This window comes from Agrobacterium sp. 22094, assembly GCF_052046015.1.
GTDB lineage: Bacteria > Pseudomonadota > Alphaproteobacteria > Rhizobiales > Rhizobiaceae > Agrobacterium > Agrobacterium cavarae.
Genome location: NZ_JBQEPX010000001.1, coordinates 1,424,222 through 1,444,217, shown reverse-complemented (window position 1 = coordinate 1,444,217; position 19,996 = coordinate 1,424,222). Strand labels below are relative to the sequence as shown.

Here is a 19,996-nt window from a genome sequence, read left to right as displayed (position 1 = left end):
TTTCAATGAAATCGCCCCATGCGGCCAATGATGACGCGCCCTTTTCCTATCCCGTCAAGGTAGGTCATATTTCTGCCAATCCGGTCAGGATTGGTCTCGAGGCAAGCCCGGAAGAGCTGAAGGCGCTCGCAAAATTCTGGGATGTCCTGTCGGTGGACTATCTCAAAAGCGAATTGCAGGTCACCCGTTGGAAAAGGGACGGGATCAGGATCAAGGGTCAGGTGCAGGCCGGTATCACGCAGGCTTGTGTGGTAACGCTTGAGCCCGTCCCGAGCGTGATCGACGAAAAAGTCGAGCAGATTTTCGTGCCGGAAGGTTCGAAGCTCGCGCGCATGACGACGAATGAAGACGGTGAGATCGTGCTCGATCCGGACGGTCCGGATATTCCCGATCAGTTTGTCGGTGACACGATCGATGTCGGCGTGGTCGTTGCGGAATTTGCCGCTCTGGCGATTGATCCCTATCCGCGAAAAGACGGTATCGATTTCGACGGATACGGCGAGAAGACGCCGATGGAAGACAAAAAACCTTCGCCCTTCGCGGTGTTGAAAGATTGGAAAAAAGACTGAATGCCTTCGTAAGAAGCGAACAATTCAGTTGTAAGGCTGGGCGGAAACGGTATTTTCGCCCGAAAATTACCGCGCGGCGGTCAGAAGGATCAGGGACGAGTGATCAGAATAGCAATTGACGTCATGGGTGGGGACCACGGCCCTGATGTTGTCATACCCGGTGCTGCAAAGGCACTCGAGCGGCACAACGACGTGACATTCCTGCTCTATGGGCAGAAGAGCAAGTGCGACCCTATTCTGGCGCAATATCCTCGTCTGATGGAGAAGTCCGAGTTCTTCGACTGCGAAGTCTCGGTTGCCATGGATGAAAAGCCGAGCCAGGCGCTTCGTCGCGGTCGTTACGTCTCCAGCATGTGGCGCGCCATTGAAGCGGTCAAGGTGGGCGAGGCGGATGTTGCCGTTTCTGCCGGCAACACCGGTGCGCTGATGGCGATGGCGAAATTCTGTTTGCGCACCATGGCGCGGATTGAACGTCCGGCGATTGCCGGCATCTGGCCCACGCTGCGCGGCGAGAGCATCGTTCTCGATATCGGCGCGACCATTGGTGCGGACTCCCAGCAGCTTCTGGATTTTGCCCTGATGGGCGGTGCCATGGCGCGTGCGCTGTTCGATGTCGATCGCCCGACTGTCGGCCTCCTCAATGTCGGTGTCGAAGAGGTCAAGGGACAGGAAGAGGTCCGCGAAGCCGGTCGCCTCATTCGTGAAGCCGATCTCGCCACCATCGACTACCGCGGTTTCGTCGAAGGCGACGATATCGGCAAGGGTACGGTCGATGTCGTCGTTACCGAAGGGTTTACCGGCAATATTGCACTGAAGGCCGCAGAAGGCACCGCACGCCAGATCACGACTTTGCTGCGCGAAGCGATTTCCCGCAGCTTCATCGCGAAGATCGGCTATCTTCTGGCCAAGAGCGCATTCGATGTGCTGCGTGAGAAGATGGATCCCCGCAAGGTCAATGGCGGCGTGTTCCTGGGGCTGAACGGCATCGTCATCAAGAGCCACGGCGGCACGGATGCGCTCGGCTTCGCCTCCGCCATCGATGTCGGCTATGACATGGTGCATAATGGCCTGACCGCCAAGATCGAAAATGATTTGAAAGCATACCACGCAAGAAGACTTCCGCCTCCGGCGCCTGAAGCTCTCGTGGTTGATGAGGAATAACCAATGATCCGCTCTATTGTACGTGGCTTCGGAGCGGCGCTGCCGAAGCGGGTTGTGACGAACCAGGAAATCGAAGGCATCGTCGAGACCTCGGACGAATGGATCGTTCAGCGCACCGGCATCAAGCAGCGCTACATTGCAGGCGAGGGCGAGACATCGGCGTCGCTCGGCGAGGCTGCGGCCCGCGCGGCCTTGGACAATGGCGGGCTGAAGCCCGAAGACATCGATCTCATCATCGTTGCCACATCCACACCCGACAATACGTTTCCGGCAACCGCAGTGAACATCCAGAACCGCCTTGGCATCACTGGCGGCTTTGCCTTTGACGTTCAGGCCGTTTGCTCCGGCTTCGTCTATGCGATGGCGACGGCCGATCTCTACATTCGTGGCGGCATGGCAAAGCGCGTTCTGGTCATTGGTGCCGAAACCTTCTCGCGCATTCTCGACTGGAAGGATCGCACCACCTGCGTTCTTTTCGGCGATGGCGCCGGTGCTGTCATCCTGGAAGCAGGTGAGGGCGAAGGCAAGACCTCCGACCGGGGCGTGCTGACCTCCCACCTGCGTTCGGATGGCGCGCACAAGGAAAAGCTTTACGTTGATGGTGGGCCATCGACGACCGGCACTGTCGGCCACTTGCGCATGGAAGGCCGCGAAGTCTTCAAGCATGCCGTCGGCATGATCACGGACGTGATCGAGGCAGCCTTTGAAGCAACCGGCACCACGGCAGAGGATCTCGATTGGCTCGTTCCACACCAGGCCAATCGCCGTATCATCGATGGCTCGGCGAAGAAGCTTGGCATTCCGCTGGAGAAGGTTGTCGTCACGGTCGATCTGCACGGGAACACCTCTGCGGCCTCCATTCCGCTGGCGCTCGCAACCGCTGCTGCCGACGGGCGCATCAAGCAGGGCGACCTCGTTATGCTGGAAGCGATGGGCGGCGGCTTTACCTGGGGCTCGGTGCTTCTGCGCTGGTAACGTTTCGGTGACGATCGACCGCATCGGCCCGAAAGTCGAAATCGATTTTCGGAAAAGCACGATGTGTGGATTCAAAAAGGTAAAGGCGTCCCTTGTGCGTCCTACAGGACGCACGGCGCTTTAACGTAAACCCTTGCCATCATTGCCGTAAATCCCTAAACGATTCTGGAAACATTCCTTGACCGCTGCCGTCAACGGCAATAGTCTCAGGCGGTTTCCAGAACACAACAGAGATAAGCGCGGGGAAAAATGGCCGGTAAAACTGTGACACGTGCGGATTTGGCCGAGTCTGTGTTTCGCAAGGTGGGGTTGTCCCGGACTGAATCCGCCGAGCTGGTCGAAACCGTCATTGACGAGATCTGTAATGCCATCACCCGTGGCGAGGTGGTGAAGCTCTCCTCCTTCGCAACCTTCCAGATCCGTGAAAAGAACGAGCGTATCGGTCGCAATCCCAAGACCGGCGAAGAAGTGCCGATTTCGCCGCGTCGCGTCATGACCTTCAAGGCCTCCAACGTTCTGAAACAGCGTATCCTCAAGGCCCACGCATCGCGCAAGGCGAAGCAGAAGACCCAGAAGCCCGGCTCATAAAGAGGCTTCTTTCGACGCTATCCACGCCCATTCTGATACCTCACTGCTTTTCTTCCTGTGAACATACTTGAATTTCAACCGTCAAGCCGTTGAAATAAAGACGATTCGCATCATACCTTATCGTGTGTTTTGCAAACCTGTCATTTCGTCGGGTGGGAGTTAAGCGTGGATAAGAGTCCAGACGCCTTTAGAACGATCAGTGAAGTTGCGGACGATCTTGATCTGCCGCAGCACGTGCTGCGTTTCTGGGAAACCCGCTTTCCCCAGATCAAGCCGATGAAGCGCGGCGGCGGGCGACGCTACTATCGCCCGGACGATGTCGATCTCCTGAAGGGCATCCGGCATCTGCTTTACGATCATGGATACACGATCAAGGGCGTGCAGAAACTCCTCAAGACCAATGGCAACCGCTTCGTTGCGGCCATCGCGTCTGGCGACATGGCGACCATGGAAGCCATCATGGCTGCCAGCGGAGAGAAGCAGACCGCCGAGCCGCGCGTCGTGCAGCCGGACGAAGACGAAGTCGTCGGGCGTCCCAAGGCGAGGCCCAGCGGCCGCTTCTTCGGCTTTGGCGGAGGATCATCCGACGACACGCCGGAAATTTCCATCGGCAAATCCAGCATCAGCAAGGATGATCGCGCCCTGCTGCAGGAGGCGCTCTTCGACCTTCTGGAGTGCAAGCGCCTGCTCGATCAGGTGCGTTGAACGGCGAGGGGACGGATGGAGAGCGGCGTTCTCCGTGACAACCGCGGCCGCAGACGTCTCAGTTTGGGCTTGTGAGAGAGTTGTGGATAAAGCGGCGGCTTGCGATCACAGATCGAATTTATCTCAAATGCCAACCTTTCGGAAACTCCTTCAGCGGATAATGCCCGCCTGAAAAGGAGTTGTTCTGTGAGCAAGAGAAAACCTTCAAGCCGCCGCGCCTCATCCAAGTCCAAGGGTGGAAGCGTCTGGTCCTGGTTGATCCTGTTTGGCGTGGCCGTCGGCGGGATTCAGGCCTATGAGCATCGCGACACCCTGTTGCCGAAGATGAAGAACGTCGTTGCCTCGACGTCCAAGAGTAGCGCACCTGCAACCCGCGAAACGGCTTCTGCCAAGCCTCCGTCCGCGCAGAAGCCGACGCAAACCGTCGCCCTGCCATCATCTGGCGCACCCGTTCCACCACGCTCGATCGCGATGGTGGGTTCGCCGGTAGGGGCCGGTCAATTGCCACCCGCAACGCTGCCTTCGCCAAAGCCGCAGGTGGAAAATGTTTCGCTTGGCGCAAAGGCCAGCACATTTGCCTTTTGCGGACGCTCCGGCCTCAACAACTGCGTCATGGATGGCAGCACCTTCTGGATGAAGGGCGTGAGGATGAAGCTTGCCGGCATCGAGGTGCCGCAGACGGATCAGGCGCGCTGCATGGAAGAGCGTGCCCGTGGCTTCACCGCCAAGGTGCGGCTGCGCGATATGCTCAATTCCGGCAGCTTCCAGGTGGCGGCTGGCGGGCAGGGTGCCGAAGTAAAGGCAGTGTCCAGGTCAGGCATGTCCTTTGCCGACCAGCTGGTTCGCGAAGGGCTTGCACGTCGCGCTGGTTCCCCAAGCCCATCCTGGTGCGGTTAATTCAATTCCCCATAGACATGCAGTTGACCGGATGCGGTGACGCTGTGTAGATGGAAATGCAAGCGGGCGTGATGGAATGGTAGACATACCGGACTTAAAATCCGGAGCGAAAGCGTGCGGGTTCGAGTCCCGCCGCCCGTACCAAATCCTCAGCTTCTCCAGAACAGCGGCATCAGCAACACCAGCACGGTCAGGATTTCCAGACGGCCGAGCAGCATCATCAGCGACAGCAGATAGAGTGCGGGATCGCTGATGGTGGAGAAGTTGCCGGCCGGGCCGATAATCGGACCGACACCTGGGCCGACATTGGCAAGCGATGTGGCCACACCCGATGTCGCGGTCAGGAAGTCGTAGCCCATCGCGCTCATCGCCAGGCTGCCGGCGATCCACAGGGCTATGAAACAGCTGAGAAACAGAAAGACGTTGCGAATGGTTTCGGCATCGACGACCTGCACGCCATAACGCACCGGATAGACGGCGTCCGGATAAATCAGCTTCCGCAGACCGGTCTTCACCACATTATAGACGATGACGAAGCGGTAGGCCTTGATACCGCCAGCCGTTGAGCCGGAGCAGCCGCCCATGAAGGTGGCGAAGAAGGCGACGACCACGACAAACGGACCCCAGAGCGTATAGTCGTCGCTGGCAAAACCGCCGGTCGACAGGATCGACGTCATGTTGAAGAAGGAATGGCTGAGCGCAATGTGAAGCGACACGCCACTATGGATGTGATGGTAGATGCCGACCGCCAGCGAAATCGCGCAGAGATAGCCGATGAACACGCGGATCTGCGGGTCATAGAGAATATCCATCCTGCCGCGCACGGCGAGCAGGATCATGACCGAAAAGGGCAGGCTGCCGAGGATCAGGAAGAACGTCGCGATCCACAGCAGCGCGACATTGTCGCCGAAATAGCCGAAGGAGGCGTCATGGGTGGAGAAGCCGCCCGTCGCCACCGCCGACATGGCGTGATTGACCGCATCGAAATGGGTCATGCCGGCAAAATCGAAGGCGATGGTACAGGCAATCGTCATCACCACATAGATGGCGACAAAGGCGCGGGTAAAGCTCGCCAGTCGTGCGAAAGGCCTGTCGCTGGCGGTGTCTGAGGATTCCATGCGAAAGAAGGTCATGCCGCCCACGCGCAGCAGTGGCAGGATGAAGAGACCAAGCGCCACGATACCGATGCCGCCGAGCCAGCAAAGAAGCGAGCGCCAGATCAAAATTCCCTGTGGTGCCTTGTCGAGACCGGAGATGACCGTTGAGCCTGTGGTCGTGATCGCGGAGATGGATTCGAACAGGGCCTGCGCAAAGGAGAGGTTGAGTTCCGAGAGATAGAGCGGGATGGCACCGACGAGCGAGAAGACCAGCCATAAGACATTCACAAGCAGGAAGCCGAAGCGCTTGTTGAAGGTCGGCATCGGTCCGCGTGTGGCAAGCGCACAGGCAAGAGCAAGCCCGCCGCACATGAAGCCGGAGGCGGCAAAAACGATCCAGTCGTTATTTCCGTAGTAAAGGTCCGTCATGGCCGGCACGACCATGGAGGTTGCCATGTAGAGGCCGAAGATCGACGTAATATAGACGACGGCGCGCAGGAGATTGGCGTTCAAAAAAATCAAACCTTGATCGAGTAACGCGTACCGAAGTGGCGCAAAGAGTCTTTGTGTCGGGCTTGTTCCTATGGCATAGCGGGTGCCATCTGGAATTTCAATGGATTGAAAATCGTGGACAAACTGCTTGTAGAAGCCGCACGGCGAGAAGTTCGGGAAATCTTTCCCGAGACGCCGTTGCAGTTGAATGAACATCTCAGCCGTCGGTACGGAGCCGAGATTTGGCTGAAGCGTGAAGACCTCACGCCTGTTCGTTCCTACAAGATTAGAGGCGCATTCAATTTCCTGCGCAAGGCCGTTGCCGGTGCCGGCAAGGAGAAGATCTTTGTCTGTGCGTCAGCCGGCAATCATGCCCAGGGTTTTGCTTTCGCCTGCCGCCATTTCGGCGTGAAGGGTGTGGTCTTCATGCCGGTCACCACACCGCAGCAGAAGATCGACAAGACGCGCATTTTCGGTGCCGAGTTCATCACCATCAAGCTGATCGGCGATATTTTCGACCAGTGCTATGCAGCAGCACGTGCCTATGTCGAAGAGAATGACGGCTACATGGTGCCGCCCTTCGACCATCAGGATATCATCGAAGGTCAGGCAACCGTTGCCGCTGAGGTGATGGACCAGCTTCCCGATGGCGCAAAGCCCGATCTGGTCGTCATGCCGGTCGGCGGTGGCGGCCTAGCTGCGGGTCTCACCGGATATTTTGCCGGTACGGTCGCGCGAAACAACTTTGTCTTCTGCGAACCGGAAGGTGCGCCAAGCCTGAAGAAGAGCATCGAAGCGGGCGAAGCCGTCACGCTGAACAAGGTCGACAACTTCGTCGATGGGGCAGCTGTTGCACGCATCGGCGACCTCAACTTCCAGGCGCTTAAAGATTTCCCATCGGAGCAGGTCGAACTGATCCCGGAAAACGCCATCTGCGTCACCATCATCGACATGCTCAATCTCGAAGGTGTGGTGCTTGAGCCAGCGGGCGCGTTGTCGATTGCTGCTCTGGAAAAGCTCGGCCGTGAAAGGCTGGAGGGCAAGCGCGTGATCTGTGTCGTCTCCGGCGGCAATTTCGACTTCGAGCGTCTCCCGGACGTGAAGGAACGCGCCATGCGCTTTACCGGGGTGAAGAAGTACTTCATCCTGCGTCTTCCGCAGCGTCCCGGCGCGCTTCGCGACTTCCTCAATATGCTCGGTCCAGATGATGACGTTGCGCGCTTCGAGTATCTGAAGAAATCGGCCCGCAACTTTGGCTCGATCCTCATCGGCATCGAAACCACGTCTCGCGACAATTTTACCACTCTGTTCGAGCGTTTCGAGGCGGCAGGGCTTGGCTATGAGGATATAACCGAGAACGAAATCCTCGCGAATCTCATTATCTGATCGAACGCATCATTACGCCGGGGGCGGTACAAGCGCTCGGCGCAACGACAACAGGAAGGGTAAAGCATGGCCTCGTTCTTCTCGAAACTCTTTTCCGGCTTCGGCTCCGGCCAGTCGGATGCGCCAAAGAAGGCGGAGACGTCCGAACCGCATCAGCATGGCGAATACACCATCTACGCCACGCCGATGAAGGAAGGTGCCCAGTACCGCTTGGCAGGCCGCATCGAAAAGACCGTCGGAGACGAGGTGCTTGTTCATGAATTCGTTCGCGCCGACGTGTTCACCAGCATGGATGATGCGGTGGAATGCACGGTGCGCAAGGGCAAGCTGATCATCGACCAGAACGGTCCGAACCTGTTTGCCGACAAAAAATAACGGCCGCGACAAGCGCGACCGTCGGTATCTTTCGAAAAGAAGCGGCCGGAGCGGCCGCTTTTTTATGCGGCCTTCGCCAGTTCTTCGACCTTGGCGTTGGCAGCAGCAATGGCCTTTTCGGCAGCTTCCGGACCGAATGCCAGACCTTCGATACGAATGACTTCGACATCCGTCATGCCCATGAAGCCGAGAACCGTCTTCAGATAAGGCACGGCGTGCTCGAGCGAAGCGGCAGGGCCTTCGGAATACACGCCGGCAGCGGATAGAACGATGTAGACCTTCTTGCCGGTCGCAAGGCCGATCGGGCCGGATTCGGTGTATTTGAAGGTCATACCGGCGCGCGCGATATTGTCGATCCAGGACTTCAGACCCGAATAGATCGAGAAGTTGATGAGGCCGGTGCCGATGATGACGGTGTCGGCTTCCATCAATTCAGCCACGCGCTTGTCGGAGTAATCGGCAGCGGAGGCCTCTTCCGGCGTGCGCTGTTCGGCAGGCTTGCGAATGGCAGAGGTTGTGACGGAGTCGAGATGCGGGATCGGGTTCTGGCCGAGATCGAGATGGGTGATTTGGCCGTTCGACTGTGCGTTGATCTTCTCGGCAAGATCGGATGCGAACTTGTTGGAGAGCGATTCATTGCCACGCGGGCTGGAAGTGACGAGCAGGATCTTCGACATTTTGGTGCCTCTTGGTCAGTCTTGGGAGGAAGGTGCGGGGCGCGGCCCCGCTTGGTTGACTGGGTTATCGGCCAGTTTTGCCATCTAGAAAACTGTGATAATCTGAAATCTATCTATCGATAAAATGGATGGGACATGGACGCCAACCCGACGCTTGACCAGTTGCAGGTCTTCTTGACCGTCGCCGAAACCGGAAGCTTTTCAGCCGCTTCGCGTGTGCTCAACCGCGCGCAATCGGTGGTCAGCTACACCATTGCCAATCTCGAGGCGCAGCTTGAGGTCAGCCTTTTCGAGCGCAGCGGCCGCCAGTCGAAACTGACCGACGAGGGCCGCGCCATGCTGGAGGATGCGCGCAGAATCGTTGCCGGATTGCAGGAAATGCGATCACGCGCCAAAGGGCTGAAGCAGGGCCTGGAGGCGGAGGTCTCCCTCGTTCTCAGCACCATGGTTCCAGCCGAGGCCGTGGTTGAGGTTCTTCGCGAATTCCGGGAGGAATTCCCGACCGTATCGCTCACCCTCAATGTCGGTGAGTTGGGCATGGTCATGGAGATGGTGAGAAGCCGTAGAGCGCTGATCGGCATTGGTGGGGCGGTCTCGCAGCAGGATGATGGTCTTGTGCTGGAAAAGATCGGCCACTCCTTCATGGTACCCGTCGCGGCCAGTGACCACGCCCTGGCGAAACTGCACCGCTCGGTGACACTCGCCGATGTCCGTGAAGAGGTGCAGATGGTGGTGATGGACATGTCGGGGCTGACCAACGGCCGCGACTTCAATGTCCTGTCCTACAAGACATGGCGGGTCAGCGACATCGCGACAAAATACCAGCTGATCAAGGGTGGTCTTGGTTGGGGTGGGCTGCCCGCATCGCTGGTCAGGACCGACATCATGAATGGCAGCCTCAAGGTGCTCGACCTCGACGCCTACGAACTCGGCGAATATCCGCTCTATTCTTTGCGAAAGGCTGATACACCTGCCGGTCCGGCAAGCCAGTGGCTGATCGAGGGCTTTGAAAAGCGCCTGTCGAAATGCCCGGACAATAAGAGCTTCCTGAACATCGTCCGCCCCGTGCCCTTGAAAGACGCCGCCGAGTAGAGGCTTCTCCTTGCTCAGCAGAAAATCGAAGCTCCACAGCGTCGAGAAGTGGCGGCGACAAAACTGCCGCCGCCACGACGATTAGCCGAGCATCAGACGGAACTTGGCGAAGCCTTCGGCGCCGTCGCCGGCGTCCTCGATCTTGGCACCCTTCACCTCCTTGGCATATTGACGGCCCTTCGGGCCTGTCTCGAAAATGGCTGTCGTATCCGCCACCTTTGCGAAAGACCAGTTGTCGTCAGCCGATGGATTGATCGTGCCCTGATTCATGATGTAGCGCACGATCACATCACGGTTGGTATCAGGGGCGACGAAGATGATCTTGTCGCTGCCGATCGCCGGGAACTTGCCGCCACCGCTGGCGCGGTAATTGTTCGTGGCAACAACGAATTTCTGTTCCGGGTCAATCGGCTTACCCTGGAACTGCAGATTGACGATGCGGCTGCTGTCCGGATTGACCGCCTTGCCATCCTTGTCGAACTTCGCAGGCTTCGACACATCGATCTGGTAGGTGACACCATCAATCACGTCGAAATTGTAGGACGGGAAGTCGCTGCTCAGCAGGGGAGCGTCCTTGGAACCGGCCTTGACGGTGTTGAACATGCCAGCCGACATTTCCAGCCAGTCCTTGACCTGTGCGCCGTTGATGAGGACGGCCTGCACCGTGTTTGGATAAAGATACAAGTCGGCGACATTCTTGATCGCAATGTCACCGGCAGGGACATCCGTATAATAGTCGGCGCCGCCACGACCGCCAGACTTGAAGGGCGCGGCTGCGGAAAGTACCGGCAGGTCCTTGTACTGGCCTTCCTTCAGCATATCCTTGATGTACCAGGTCTGTGCATTGGAGACGATCTGTACGGACGGATCGTCCGCCACCAGCGCGAAATAGGAATAGAGCGGCGCAGAGCTCTTGCCGACGGGACGACGCACATAGGCGAGTGCTCCCTCGTGATCAGTCTTGACCGCTTCGATCACCTCGGGCTTGTCCTTCACATCGGCCACGATCTTGCGGTTGTCGTCGCGGTGGTAGATGGGACGGGCTTCCGAGGTGAAGTCGACGATCTTCCAGCTCTTGCCGTCCTTTTCGAGCAGGAGATCGATGAGGCCCATATGCGAGCCCCAGAAGCCCGCCATGACGGCGGGCTTGCCCATCAGCGTGCCCTTGACGGGATCGGCGCCCTCGATGCCATCCCATGTCTTCGGGCCGGGGAAGACCAGATGCTGGTGACCGGTAAAGACCGCATCGATCCCTTGAACGCCTGCGAGATAAAGGGACGCATTTTCCATACGCTCGCTCTGGCCTTTGCCCTCGATACCGGAGTGGGAAAGCGCAATGACGATATCGGCGCCCTGTTCCTTCATCACCGGCACCCAGGCCTTTGCAGCATCGACGATGTCGCGCGTCTGCGCCTTGCCTTCAAGGTTCTTCGCATCCCACATCATGATCTGCGGCGGTACAAAGCCGATGATGCCGACCTTGATCGGGCTTGTCGCGCCGGACCCATCGCGGATCTGCTTTTCCAGGATTACATAGGGCTTGAAGTAGAGCTCGTCCTGCTTCGGGTCGGACGCCAGTTGACCCTTGGTCAAGTTGGCGCAGACATAGGGGAATTTCGCCCCGCCCAGCGTGTTGAACATGAAATCGAGGCCGTAATTGAACTCGTGATTGCCAAGTGTGCCGCAATCATAACCGAGCACGTTCATGGCATTGATGACCGGGTGCTTGTCGCCCGCTTTCATGCCGCGCTCATAGGCGATGTAATCGCCAAGCGGGTTGCCCTGAAGAAAGTCGCCATTATCGACCAGCATGGAGTTGCCGGCTTCGGCGCGCACGGCATCGATCAGCGATGCCGTGCGCGCCAGACCCAGCGTGTCGTTCGGCTTGTCGGCATAGTAGTCGTAAGGGAAGACGTGGACGTGGATATCGGTGGTTTCCATTATGCGCAGATGCGCCTGGTTGCCCGCAGCACGCGCCGCAAAAGGATGCAGCATGACGAAGGCGGACGAAGCCGCAATGCCGCTGAGAAGCGAACGGCGCGTGATAGGGTGAAGGCCGATAAGGGAAGACATGGAAACTCCTGATCTCAAAATACGATGACCTGTCTCAACGGCGACAAGGTAAAACGAATTGCTGAGGAGTCTACCAGCAAAATGACGCGTGTATGACGCAACCCATCCCGACGGTCGCATGAGCGAAATTTAATGTATCCCACACCGGCCTCGTCCTGCCTCATGCTCTGTCGATGCGGCACTGAAAGCAGTTGTTGCGTGCCGAGCGTACATGCACATAGGCGATGTCCGGCCTTTCAAGCAGTTCCTGCGCGCGCGACACGATTTCGGCCGTGGGTGTGACCGCACCCGTGCCGTAGACGATGCGGTCACCCGCATCGTAGCCCCGGACAATGTAGTCCGAACTGTTCAGCATTGGAGGTGGTACCTGTGCGGAATCACAAGACCCGCAGTCTTCCGCATGAATGAAAATCGGCCCGGTCTCGGCGTAAGGCTGCAGATGACGAAAGGGCCGGTAGGAGATTAGCAGGGCCGACTCGCCACTCTTGATCAGACCGAGACAGGCGCGGCAGGGCAGATCTGCTGAGGCGATCATTCGTTCAGGCACTTGGCCGTTCGAATCTCGTTCTCCAAGCCTGATGGCGTCGACATGGTCTTTGGGCAATGCGGTGAATAGGATGGCGGTCATGTTGGCTCCTTGCGACCTCGTTCAGTTGCTTCTTTGTCGCTATGGCTGCCAAACAAATCTCTATCCACCCGTTTCTTGTCGGTAAGCGAAACCAACCCATTGCGTGGACCGTTCTGTTTAGCGATCTATGCTGCGTCCTCGTTCTGGAAAGTTGACGTCAATGCTGCGAAGGTTTCGAACCGTTCTTTCGGTCGCTTTTTTAGTGTCCGCCTTGCCGTCTGCGCATGCGCAGGTTGCGCCCGCACTGGACGATCTTTCCGACGAGCAGTTGCAGCAGACGGTCAACTTCGTCATCGGCAATGCCGTATTCGGCGTCTATCACGAAGCCGCCAAGATGCTGATCTCCGATTTCGGCCTTCCCGATGCGGACGACGGTCGCAATACCGCAGACCAGCTTGCTGGCACGATCATGCTGGAAGCCAACCAGGAGTGGCTGGATACGGCCATCGTCAATGCAACCGATAGCTGGTATCTCGCGCGTAGCTCAGGAGAGCTTCCCGAGCATAATGCGCCGCTCTATAGCGTTCTTGTCCCGAATGTCGCCCGCGACCGTCAGATGGCGTGCCTCATGGTCGGCAAGGACAACGAGGGCTACGGCGATCTTGCAGAATTGATGGGGCTGCCAAAGGATGAGTGGAAGGCCTGCGAAGTGGCCTATCCGCAGACCGTGGCGCGCTGGAGCGACTTACTCAAATCCCATGTGAAGACGCCGGGCACGACGAAATTCGACATACGATATGAGCCCGCGCGCGATCCGTTTCTGGATATCTATGCGACGATGGTGAAGGAATCGAAGGTTCTCGATCTCATCGCCCGCGAATTTAGTGCTTATGAGCTCAAGGGCACGGTAAAGCTGACGGCCAGAAGCTGCGGGCGGCCGGATGCCTACTGGTCCGAGGAACGGCGCGAGATCACCTATTGCTATGAGCTTGCAAGGTTTCACGGCGAGTTGATCGCTGCCCATCTTCTCGCGACCAATGGCGACCGCGGAGACGCGCCTGCGAAAGAAATCCCGACCGCCGTCAATCTCGGCCAAGAGCTTTAAGAGCTGAGGGGCGATCTCGTACAGCGAAGGCGAAGTAATGCCACGCTTAATGAGCCCGCCTCATCCGATCCAGGAGAGGCGGACGCCAGCCCGGCCGTTCAGCCGCGGCGCGAAATTTCGAGATATTCGCTGTCGGTCAGTGGCTCCACCCAGGCTTCATAGGTGCTGACGGGGGAGAAGCCCATCATCTGGTAGAGCTGCAAGGCGCGCGGGTGGTCCAGCGTATTGGTGGAGACGGTGACCTTCTTGGGGTTGTCCTGCCAGATCGAGTAAAGCGCCTGAAGCAGGAACCATTTTCCGACACCAGCGCCGATCGCCTCTTCCATCAGACCGAAGTAGGATAGTTCTGTGACGTCGTCATTGCCTCTGTTGAACTCGAAGAAGCCAGCCGGCGAACCGTTGAGATAGAGCACTGTTACGCAGTTCTTTGGGTCGCGCAGCACGGCGGTAAGCTCGGCATCGCTCATGCGCATGCGCTTTTGCCAGTGCCAGCGCTTGCCGACGCGCCAGTAGAGATAGCGATAGAAATGCAGTGGGATGTCATGCGTTCGCATGATCGCCGTCTGGATATTGACCGGCACCGCCAGACTGACCTTTGGCGCCGATGTCATTTCAAGCTGTGTGACATGGGCTTTGAGCGGACCGTGTGGCTCCGTCTGCAGGGGGTCCGCAGGGCCAGTCACGATCGCCGTGTCCTCTTTCGATCCCCACTCCGACCATGAGCCGTCATAAAGCGAATTGTCCGAATGGCCGAGCGACTCGAGCGCCAGCGTCACAACGGCGGCCGTCACGCCGGAGCCGCAACTGGTGACAACCGGCTTGGACAGATCGATGCCGGCCTCTGCAATCATCTTGCGGATGGTTGGCAGATCCTTGAAGTGGCCGTTTTCCGAAAAGGCAGTGGCAGGCAGACTGCGGGCACCAGGCATATGGCCGGACCGCATGCCGGCGCGGGGTTCGGCCTCGTCTCCGGTAAAGCGGCCAGCGCCTCTGGCATCCGCCACCTGCTTTTCGCCTGTCTCGACGACAGCGCGCATATCGGAGAACGAGATCACACGGTTCGCTTTGAACTCGGCGTGAAACTCTGCCGGCTCGATCTGCGGAGCTTCCGTCTCGAGCGGTTTGCCGGCAGCCTTCCAGCCGTCAAGGCCGCCATCCAGCACATAAACCGTTTCAGCACCCATGACGCGCAGCATCCACCAGACGCGCGGCGCGGAGAAGAAGCCGGGACCATCATAAACCACGATCGTATCGGTGTCGGTAATCCCAAGCTTGCCGACTTCCTCGGCAAAAAAATCCGGGGAGGGCAGGGAGTGCGGAAGGCCCGTATCATGATCGGCAATTGCGTCCTGATCGAAGAAGACGGCGCCTGGAATGTGGCCGCTGGCATATTCCTGCTTTCCGTCGCGTTTATGTGCCGGCAGATACCAGGACGCATCGACGATGCGGAAGTGCGGTGTTCCAAGCTGCTGCTCGACCCAATCCGCCGAAACGACGAAACGGCTTTTATCGGTGCTCACGATGTTTCTCCCAGAAATCAGGCGGCGTCGGCGGGTTTGCCGAAGCGAATGCGGAAACGGCGGTTTTCCTTGCCTTTCTTTTCGATCTTGGCGATGTAAATCTCGCCGACTTCCTGCGTTTCCGACACATGAGTGCCGCCGCAGGGCTGACTGTCAACCGAAGAATTCTCGCCGATGCAGACGAGGCTGACACGGCCAAGCCCGACGGGCGGCCGGACATGCTTGGACTTGACGATGCCAGGATTGGCCGCCAGCTCCTCGTCGGTGATCCATTGCAGGTAGATGGGGTGATTCTGCTCGACCAGTTCCATCAGCTTGGCGGTGATCGCATCCTTGTCGATCGTCTCCGACATATCGAAATCCACCCGCGATTCATCCTCGCCAACGGCAGCACCGGTGATCGGCCAGGAGCAGACCACCGATAGGAGATGACAGGCGGTGTGCATCCGCATCAGCTTGTAGCGTCGCTGCCAGTCGATATGAAGGGTCAGCTTTTCGCCGATGTCCGGGGAGGGCTGACCGTCCAGGGGCACGTGAATGATGACGCTCTTGTCCGCGCCATGGCGCGTTACGCCGAGTTCGATCTTCGAGCCATCGGCCCGTTCGAGAAAGCCCGTATCGCCGGGCTGGCCGCCGGACGTGGCATAGAAGCAGGTCTGATCCAGCTCTATGCCACCATCTTCATGCACTGCCGTGACCACCGCTTCGCAAGTTGAAAGATAAAAATCATCACGAAACAGGGCATTCACAGGCATATTGCATTGACCTCAGACGGTTTCGTACGGAACCGAAATCTCTTTCTTCTCCGTCAACCAGGCCGGAAGGGGTAGCCCCTTGGAGCGCAGGAAGTCGGGGTTGAAGAGCTTGGACTGGTAACGGTTACCGTAGTCACAAAGTATCGTGACGATTGTATGCCCGGGTCCGAGGTCGCGAGCAAGCCGAATTGCGCCGGCAATGTTGATGCCCGATGAGCCGCCGAGGCACAGGCCGTCCTTGGTGATCAGTTCGAAGATGATCGGAAGAGCTTCCGCGTCCGAGATCCGATAGGCGAAATCCGGTGTGAAGCCTTCCAGATTGGCCGTGATGCGACCTTGGCCGATGCCTTCGGTAATGGAGGATCCTTCCGACTTCAGGACGCCATTTTTGTAGAATTCATAAAGCGCTGCCCCTTCCGGATCGGCAAGGCCGATCTTGATATCGGGGTTGAAATCGCGAAGACCGTCCGCGACGCCGGCTAGCGTCCCGCCGGAACCGACGGCGCAGATGAAACCGTCCACCTTGCCATCCGTCTGGTCCCAGATTTCCGGCGCCGTGGTTTCGATATGCGCCTGACGGTTGGCGATATTGTCGAACTGGTTTGCCCAGATCGCACCGTTCGGGTCGGTTGCCGCAAGCTGCTTTGCCAGACGACCGGAGACCTTCACATAGTTGTTGGGGTTGGAGTAGGGGGCGGCCGGCACTTCGACAAGCTGTGCGCCGAGAAGCTTCAGCGCGTCCTTCTTCTCCTGGCTCTGGGTCTCGGGAATGACGATCACCGTCTTGTAGCCGAGCGCGTTGGCAACCAGCGCAAGGCCGATGCCGGTGTTGCCGGCCGTACCTTCCACAATCGTGCCGCCGGGACGTAGGAGCCCGCGTCGTTCCGCGTCGCGGATGATGAACAGAGCAGCACGATCCTTGACCGACTGGCCCGGATTCATGAACTCGGCCTTGCCCAGAATTTCGCAGCCCGTGGCCTCGGATGCTGCCTTGAGGCGGATGAGCGGGGTGTTCCCAATTGCGGTCAGCACGGAAGAATGGATGGTCATGATCAGGCCTTCTGTCCAGTCAGCGATTCAAAGCCGTTATGTCGTTATCTACCGGCCTTGTGACAAGAAATTATCTTCTGGCGAAGAGGGTTCCAGCGCAAAATCTTGCTGATGACCCGGTTATTCACTCTTCTTGATATGGGAGTAGGCCTCAAGCGCACGCTGGCGTGCCTCATTGTGATCGACGACGGGCTTTGGATAGGTCTTGCCCAATTCTATCCCGGCCTTGTCCAGCACCTGCTTTGGCGCATCGAACGGCTTGTGAATGTACTTGGCATCGAGCTTCGAAAGCTCCGGCACGAAAGTTTTGACATAGTCTCCGTCGGGATCGAACTTCTCGCCCTGAATGATAGGATTGAAGATGCGGAAAAACGGCGAGGCATCCGCGCCTGATCCGGCCACCCACTGCCAATTGCCGGCATTCGAGGCAGGGTCGGCGTCCACAAGCGTATCACGAAACCACTTCTCTCCCTTTCGCCAGTCGATCAGCAGATGCTTGATCATAAAGGACGCCGTGATCATCCGCACGCGGTTGTGCATGACGCCGTGCTTCCACAACTGCCGCATGCCGGCATCGACGATCGGGTAGCCGGTCATGCCCTTCTTCCAGGCGTTGAACTTTGCCGTGTCCGTTTTCCATTCGAACGCATCGAAGCTGTCGTTCCAGTTCTTCTCGTCGAGTTTGGGGAAGTGGAAGAGAAGATGGTAGCAGAACTCGCGCCAAACGATCTCCTTGCGAAACCGGCTGATGTCGTTCGAGGCGATGTGGGAGGAAAGGCCTCTGGTGGCGTGCCAGAGCTGGGCAGGCGTGATCTCCCCGTGGGCGAGGTGCGGAGAGAGCATCGAGGTTGCAGGCTGTGCTGGGAAGTCACGACCCTTCTCATAGCCCTTGAGCGCGCTATCGATGAAATCGTCCAGCCGCTCTTTGGCTCCCGCTTCGCCCGGCGTCCAGACGTCCGAGAAATCCTTTGCCCAATCCGGTTTTGTCGGCAGGAGCTTCCAGCTGTCCAGCTTTTCCGACGTCGGCCAACTGGAAGGCGCTGGGATCTGGCGCGGCTTACCCGTGGGCTCTGGCGGCTCGTCTCCGCCTTCGATGGCGCGCCAGAAAGGCGTGTAGACTCGGTATGGTCCGCCACTCTTGGTCTTCACCTTGGATGGTTCGTGCAGGAGATGGCCCGAGAAACTCTCGACCTCATATCCATCATCGCGAAGCTGCTTCTTGAGGTGGCTGTCGATCTCCATACCATCAGGGTCGTAGCGACGGTTCCAAAATACGGCACCCGCACCGACGTCACCGATAAGTGATTTCAGGATTTTGCTAGGGTCTCCACTGCGCAGGATCAGGCGACTTTCAAGCTTTTCCAACTGGTCGGAAAGGGCTTTCAGTGAGTGATGAAGCCACCACTCCTGCGCGCCACCCAAGGGGCCGTTTGAGCCCTTCTGATCCTCGCGTATATAGAGAGGAATGATCGCTCCGCCATGCTCCCGCGCGGCTGCAAGGGCACGATTGTCAGAAAGGCGCAAGTCCTTGCGAAACCAAAGAATTATGGGGCTTTCCTGCTTCGTCATTGGCTTTCCTTCTGCTTTCATTTGTAACGCGCGTAAGGGTGTTTTGCTCCCCTGCAACGAGGGTAATACGGTGGTGCGATACCTATGGTTTTTGAAGGGTAAATTTTGTCGGGTTTAAATCAAAACAGGTGGAACCATATGCCGGAAGTGACGTTGGAGGCACGTGAATTGAGTATGGAAGACCCACCAATGATGCTGAATGAAGTAAAATGGGATGCGCCTGTTGTGATCTCTCTTGAGAACGGCGCGCCTCGCACCTTCAACGGCGTTTATGAAGCCTTTGATTTTCTCCAACACGAGTGGCCCAGCCGCCATGGCAAGGCGTATGAGCAGGCGTTGCGCCTTTGCAGGGCGTCGCTTCTGGGAAGCGTTTCCGGCGAGATCGCACGGACCGCTTTCGTTGAGGCGAGCCGGGATGCAAACCGCCTCGTGGAGATGCCTAAGCTCGCATCGTAAGCGACCCGTTCGATCTTCAGATTAAGAAGACCTTTTCAGCCACCCGCCGCGTTCCCGCCGGGTGGCTTTTTGCTGCGCTCTATCACTTCGATGTCGGGGTGAGACAGCCCTCTGCGGACACATCTTCGCCTGAAAATCTTTGATCAAGCCTCGACTTAACCTCAAAAAAATGGTTGCTGAAACGTTAACGCCGACGCTCGTTTGGCCGAATGGGACTGAAATGGGGCAGGCCGATGACGCGCAAAATCCGCTACTCAACCTTCTCTACTGCCATGGGGTTTTGCGCCTTCGCATGGCATGAAGGCGGCATCTGCCGTTTCCAGTTGCCCGTTGATTTGGAAGATGATGCCAGAGCCTATCTACAACGCCGTCTGCCCGACGCCGAACATTCCGACCCGAGTGCGCAAGCAAGTGATCTGTTGGAAAAGGTGAGAGCCTATTTCACAGGTCAACCGGTCGAATTTCTGGATATCCAACTTGATGTCGGCCCTCAAAGTGATTTCTTTTCAACGGTTTATGAAATCGTTCGGGCTATGCCGTGGGGAACATCGAAAACCTATGGTGAGATCGCCAAGGAATTGAATGCTCCCCCGCAAGCTGCTCAGATCGTTGGGCAGGCGATGGCAAAAAATCCGCTGCCGCTTCTGATCCCATGCCATCGGGTTCTTGCCGCTGGCGGTAAGCCGGGTGGCTTTTCGGCTGAAGGCGGCGTGAAGACAAAGCTGCAAATGCTGGCTTTGGAAGGTCTTTTCAAAATTCAGCCAAAACCCGAACAGGCTTCACTATTTTGATAACTCCAAGGGCGATTTTGGGGCATAACATACCCATAATCGCCCATGTCTCGTCAAATTCTGGCTAGATTCGGAGCATAGACGGCTCAACAGCA

General features: G+C 57.9%; 20 protein-coding genes and 1 tRNA gene. 13 read left to right on the top strand and 8 right to left on the bottom strand.

The genetic code is table 11. The features are described 5' to 3' along the window. Nucleotides 1-5 precede the first annotated feature (5 nt). The 7 genes from ACTJK5_RS06945 (at nt 6) to ACTJK5_RS06915 (ending at nt 5,039) form a co-directional block, all read left to right on the top strand. On the top strand, nt 6-569 hold the full coding sequence (locus tag ACTJK5_RS06945; protein WP_062437873.1) for a YceD family protein: 564 nt from the start codon (nt 6-8) through the stop codon (nt 567-569). Nucleotides 570-668: 99 nt separating this feature from the next. After that, nucleotides 669-1,730: a phosphate acyltransferase PlsX gene (gene plsX, locus ACTJK5_RS06940; protein ID WP_062425588.1), complete on the top strand. Its 1,062-nt coding sequence runs from the start codon at nt 669-671 to the stop codon at nt 1,728-1,730. Nucleotides 1,731-1,733: 3 nt separating this feature from the next. Then, a complete protein-coding gene (locus tag ACTJK5_RS06935; RefSeq protein WP_062437872.1) occupies nt 1,734-2,705 on the top strand; it encodes a beta-ketoacyl-ACP synthase III in 972 nt (323 codons plus the stop codon). A 249-nt stretch (nt 2,706-2,954) separates the two neighbouring features. After that, nucleotides 2,955-3,293 carry an integration host factor subunit alpha gene (locus tag ACTJK5_RS06930; protein ID WP_062425586.1) on the top strand — a complete coding sequence of 113 codons (339 nt, stop codon included), beginning with the start codon at nt 2,955-2,957 and terminating at the stop codon, nt 3,291-3,293. A 165-nt stretch (nt 3,294-3,458) separates the two neighbouring features. Further along, the gene (locus tag ACTJK5_RS06925; protein WP_062425585.1) at nt 3,459-3,998 is read left to right on the top strand and encodes a MerR family transcriptional regulator; all 540 of its coding nucleotides are present in this window, start codon (nt 3,459-3,461) and stop codon (nt 3,996-3,998) included. A gap of 186 nt (nt 3,999-4,184) precedes the next feature. After that, nucleotides 4,185-4,895: a nuclease gene (locus ACTJK5_RS06920; RefSeq protein WP_440612065.1), complete on the top strand. Its 711-nt coding sequence runs from the start codon at nt 4,185-4,187 to the stop codon at nt 4,893-4,895. 62 nt (nt 4,896-4,957) lie between these two features. After that, nucleotides 4,958-5,039: transfer RNA gene (locus ACTJK5_RS06915), tRNA-Leu, on the top strand. Nucleotides 5,040-5,044: 5 nt separating this feature from the next. Here ACTJK5_RS06915 and ACTJK5_RS06910 read toward each other — a convergent pair. Continuing rightward, on the bottom strand, nt 5,045-6,505 hold the full coding sequence (locus ACTJK5_RS06910) for a TrkH family potassium uptake protein (protein ID WP_440612064.1): 1,461 nt from the start codon (nt 6,503-6,505) through the stop codon (nt 5,045-5,047). Nucleotides 6,506-6,619: 114 nt separating this feature from the next. On the opposite strand from ACTJK5_RS06910, the gene ilvA reads away from it, so the two are divergent. Next, nucleotides 6,620-7,870, top strand: a complete 1,251-nt coding sequence (ilvA, locus tag ACTJK5_RS06905) for a threonine ammonia-lyase (protein ID WP_062425583.1) — start codon at nt 6,620-6,622, stop codon at nt 7,868-7,870. A 66-nt stretch (nt 7,871-7,936) separates the two neighbouring features. Next, nucleotides 7,937-8,245, top strand: a complete 309-nt coding sequence (locus ACTJK5_RS06900; RefSeq protein ID WP_062425582.1) for an HlyU family transcriptional regulator — start codon at nt 7,937-7,939, stop codon at nt 8,243-8,245. Between the two features lie 62 nt (nt 8,246-8,307). On the opposite strand, the gene ACTJK5_RS06895 is transcribed toward ACTJK5_RS06900, so the two are convergent. After that, on the bottom strand, nt 8,308-8,922 hold the full coding sequence (locus ACTJK5_RS06895) for an FMN-dependent NADH-azoreductase (RefSeq protein ID WP_062425581.1): 615 nt from the start codon (nt 8,920-8,922) through the stop codon (nt 8,308-8,310). 135 nt (nt 8,923-9,057) lie between these two features. On the opposite strand from ACTJK5_RS06895, the gene ACTJK5_RS06890 reads away from it, so the two are divergent. After that, complete coding sequence (locus ACTJK5_RS06890) at nt 9,058-10,014, top strand: LysR family transcriptional regulator (RefSeq protein WP_113265950.1); 957 nt, start codon at nt 9,058-9,060, stop codon at nt 10,012-10,014. 81 nt (nt 10,015-10,095) lie between these two features. On the opposite strand, the gene ACTJK5_RS06885 is transcribed toward ACTJK5_RS06890, so the two are convergent. Further along, on the bottom strand, nt 10,096-12,087 hold the full coding sequence (locus ACTJK5_RS06885; protein WP_440612063.1) for a bifunctional 2',3'-cyclic-nucleotide 2'-phosphodiesterase/3'-nucleotidase: 1,992 nt from the start codon (nt 12,085-12,087) through the stop codon (nt 10,096-10,098). 160 nt (nt 12,088-12,247) lie between these two features. Then, nucleotides 12,248-12,715: a DUF1203 domain-containing protein gene (locus tag ACTJK5_RS06880; protein ID WP_111847843.1), complete on the bottom strand. Its 468-nt coding sequence runs from the start codon at nt 12,713-12,715 to the stop codon at nt 12,248-12,250. 202 nt (nt 12,716-12,917) lie between these two features. Here ACTJK5_RS06880 and ACTJK5_RS06875 point away from each other — a divergent pair, with 202 nt between their 5' ends. Then, nucleotides 12,918-13,760 carry a DUF4344 domain-containing metallopeptidase gene (locus tag ACTJK5_RS06875; RefSeq protein WP_440612572.1) on the top strand — a complete coding sequence of 281 codons (843 nt, stop codon included), beginning with the start codon at nt 12,918-12,920 and terminating at the stop codon, nt 13,758-13,760. 98 nt (nt 13,761-13,858) lie between these two features. On the opposite strand, the gene sseA is transcribed toward ACTJK5_RS06875, so the two are convergent. From sseA to ACTJK5_RS06855, 4 genes are all read right to left on the bottom strand, one after another. Next, on the bottom strand, nt 13,859-15,280 hold the full coding sequence (gene sseA, locus ACTJK5_RS06870; protein WP_440612062.1) for a 3-mercaptopyruvate sulfurtransferase: 1,422 nt from the start codon (nt 15,278-15,280) through the stop codon (nt 13,859-13,861). A gap of 17 nt (nt 15,281-15,297) precedes the next feature. Beyond that, nucleotides 15,298-16,035 (bottom strand): alanyl-tRNA editing protein, encoded by a 738-nt coding sequence (locus tag ACTJK5_RS06865; RefSeq protein WP_440612061.1) that lies wholly within the window; start codon nt 16,033-16,035, stop codon nt 15,298-15,300. A gap of 12 nt (nt 16,036-16,047) precedes the next feature. Further along, nucleotides 16,048-17,085 carry a cysteine synthase A gene (locus tag ACTJK5_RS06860; RefSeq protein ID WP_062437857.1) on the bottom strand — a complete coding sequence of 346 codons (1,038 nt, stop codon included), beginning with the start codon at nt 17,083-17,085 and terminating at the stop codon, nt 16,048-16,050. Nucleotides 17,086-17,205: 120 nt separating this feature from the next. Next, a complete protein-coding gene (locus ACTJK5_RS06855; RefSeq protein ID WP_440612060.1) occupies nt 17,206-18,654 on the bottom strand; it encodes a cryptochrome/photolyase family protein in 1,449 nt (482 codons plus the stop codon). Nucleotides 18,655-18,843: 189 nt separating this feature from the next. Between ACTJK5_RS06855 and ACTJK5_RS06850 the strand changes: the two genes are divergently transcribed. Together ACTJK5_RS06850 and ACTJK5_RS06845 are read left to right on the top strand one after the other, a co-directional pair. Next, entirely contained in the window at nt 18,844-19,110 is a 267-nt protein-coding gene (locus ACTJK5_RS06850) for a DUF982 domain-containing protein (protein WP_062425573.1), read from the top strand. 233 nt (nt 19,111-19,343) lie between these two features. Then, the gene (locus tag ACTJK5_RS06845; protein WP_440612059.1) at nt 19,344-19,901 is read left to right on the top strand and encodes a methylated-DNA--[protein]-cysteine S-methyltransferase; all 558 of its coding nucleotides are present in this window, start codon (nt 19,344-19,346) and stop codon (nt 19,899-19,901) included. Nucleotides 19,902-19,996: the final 95 nt, after the last annotated feature.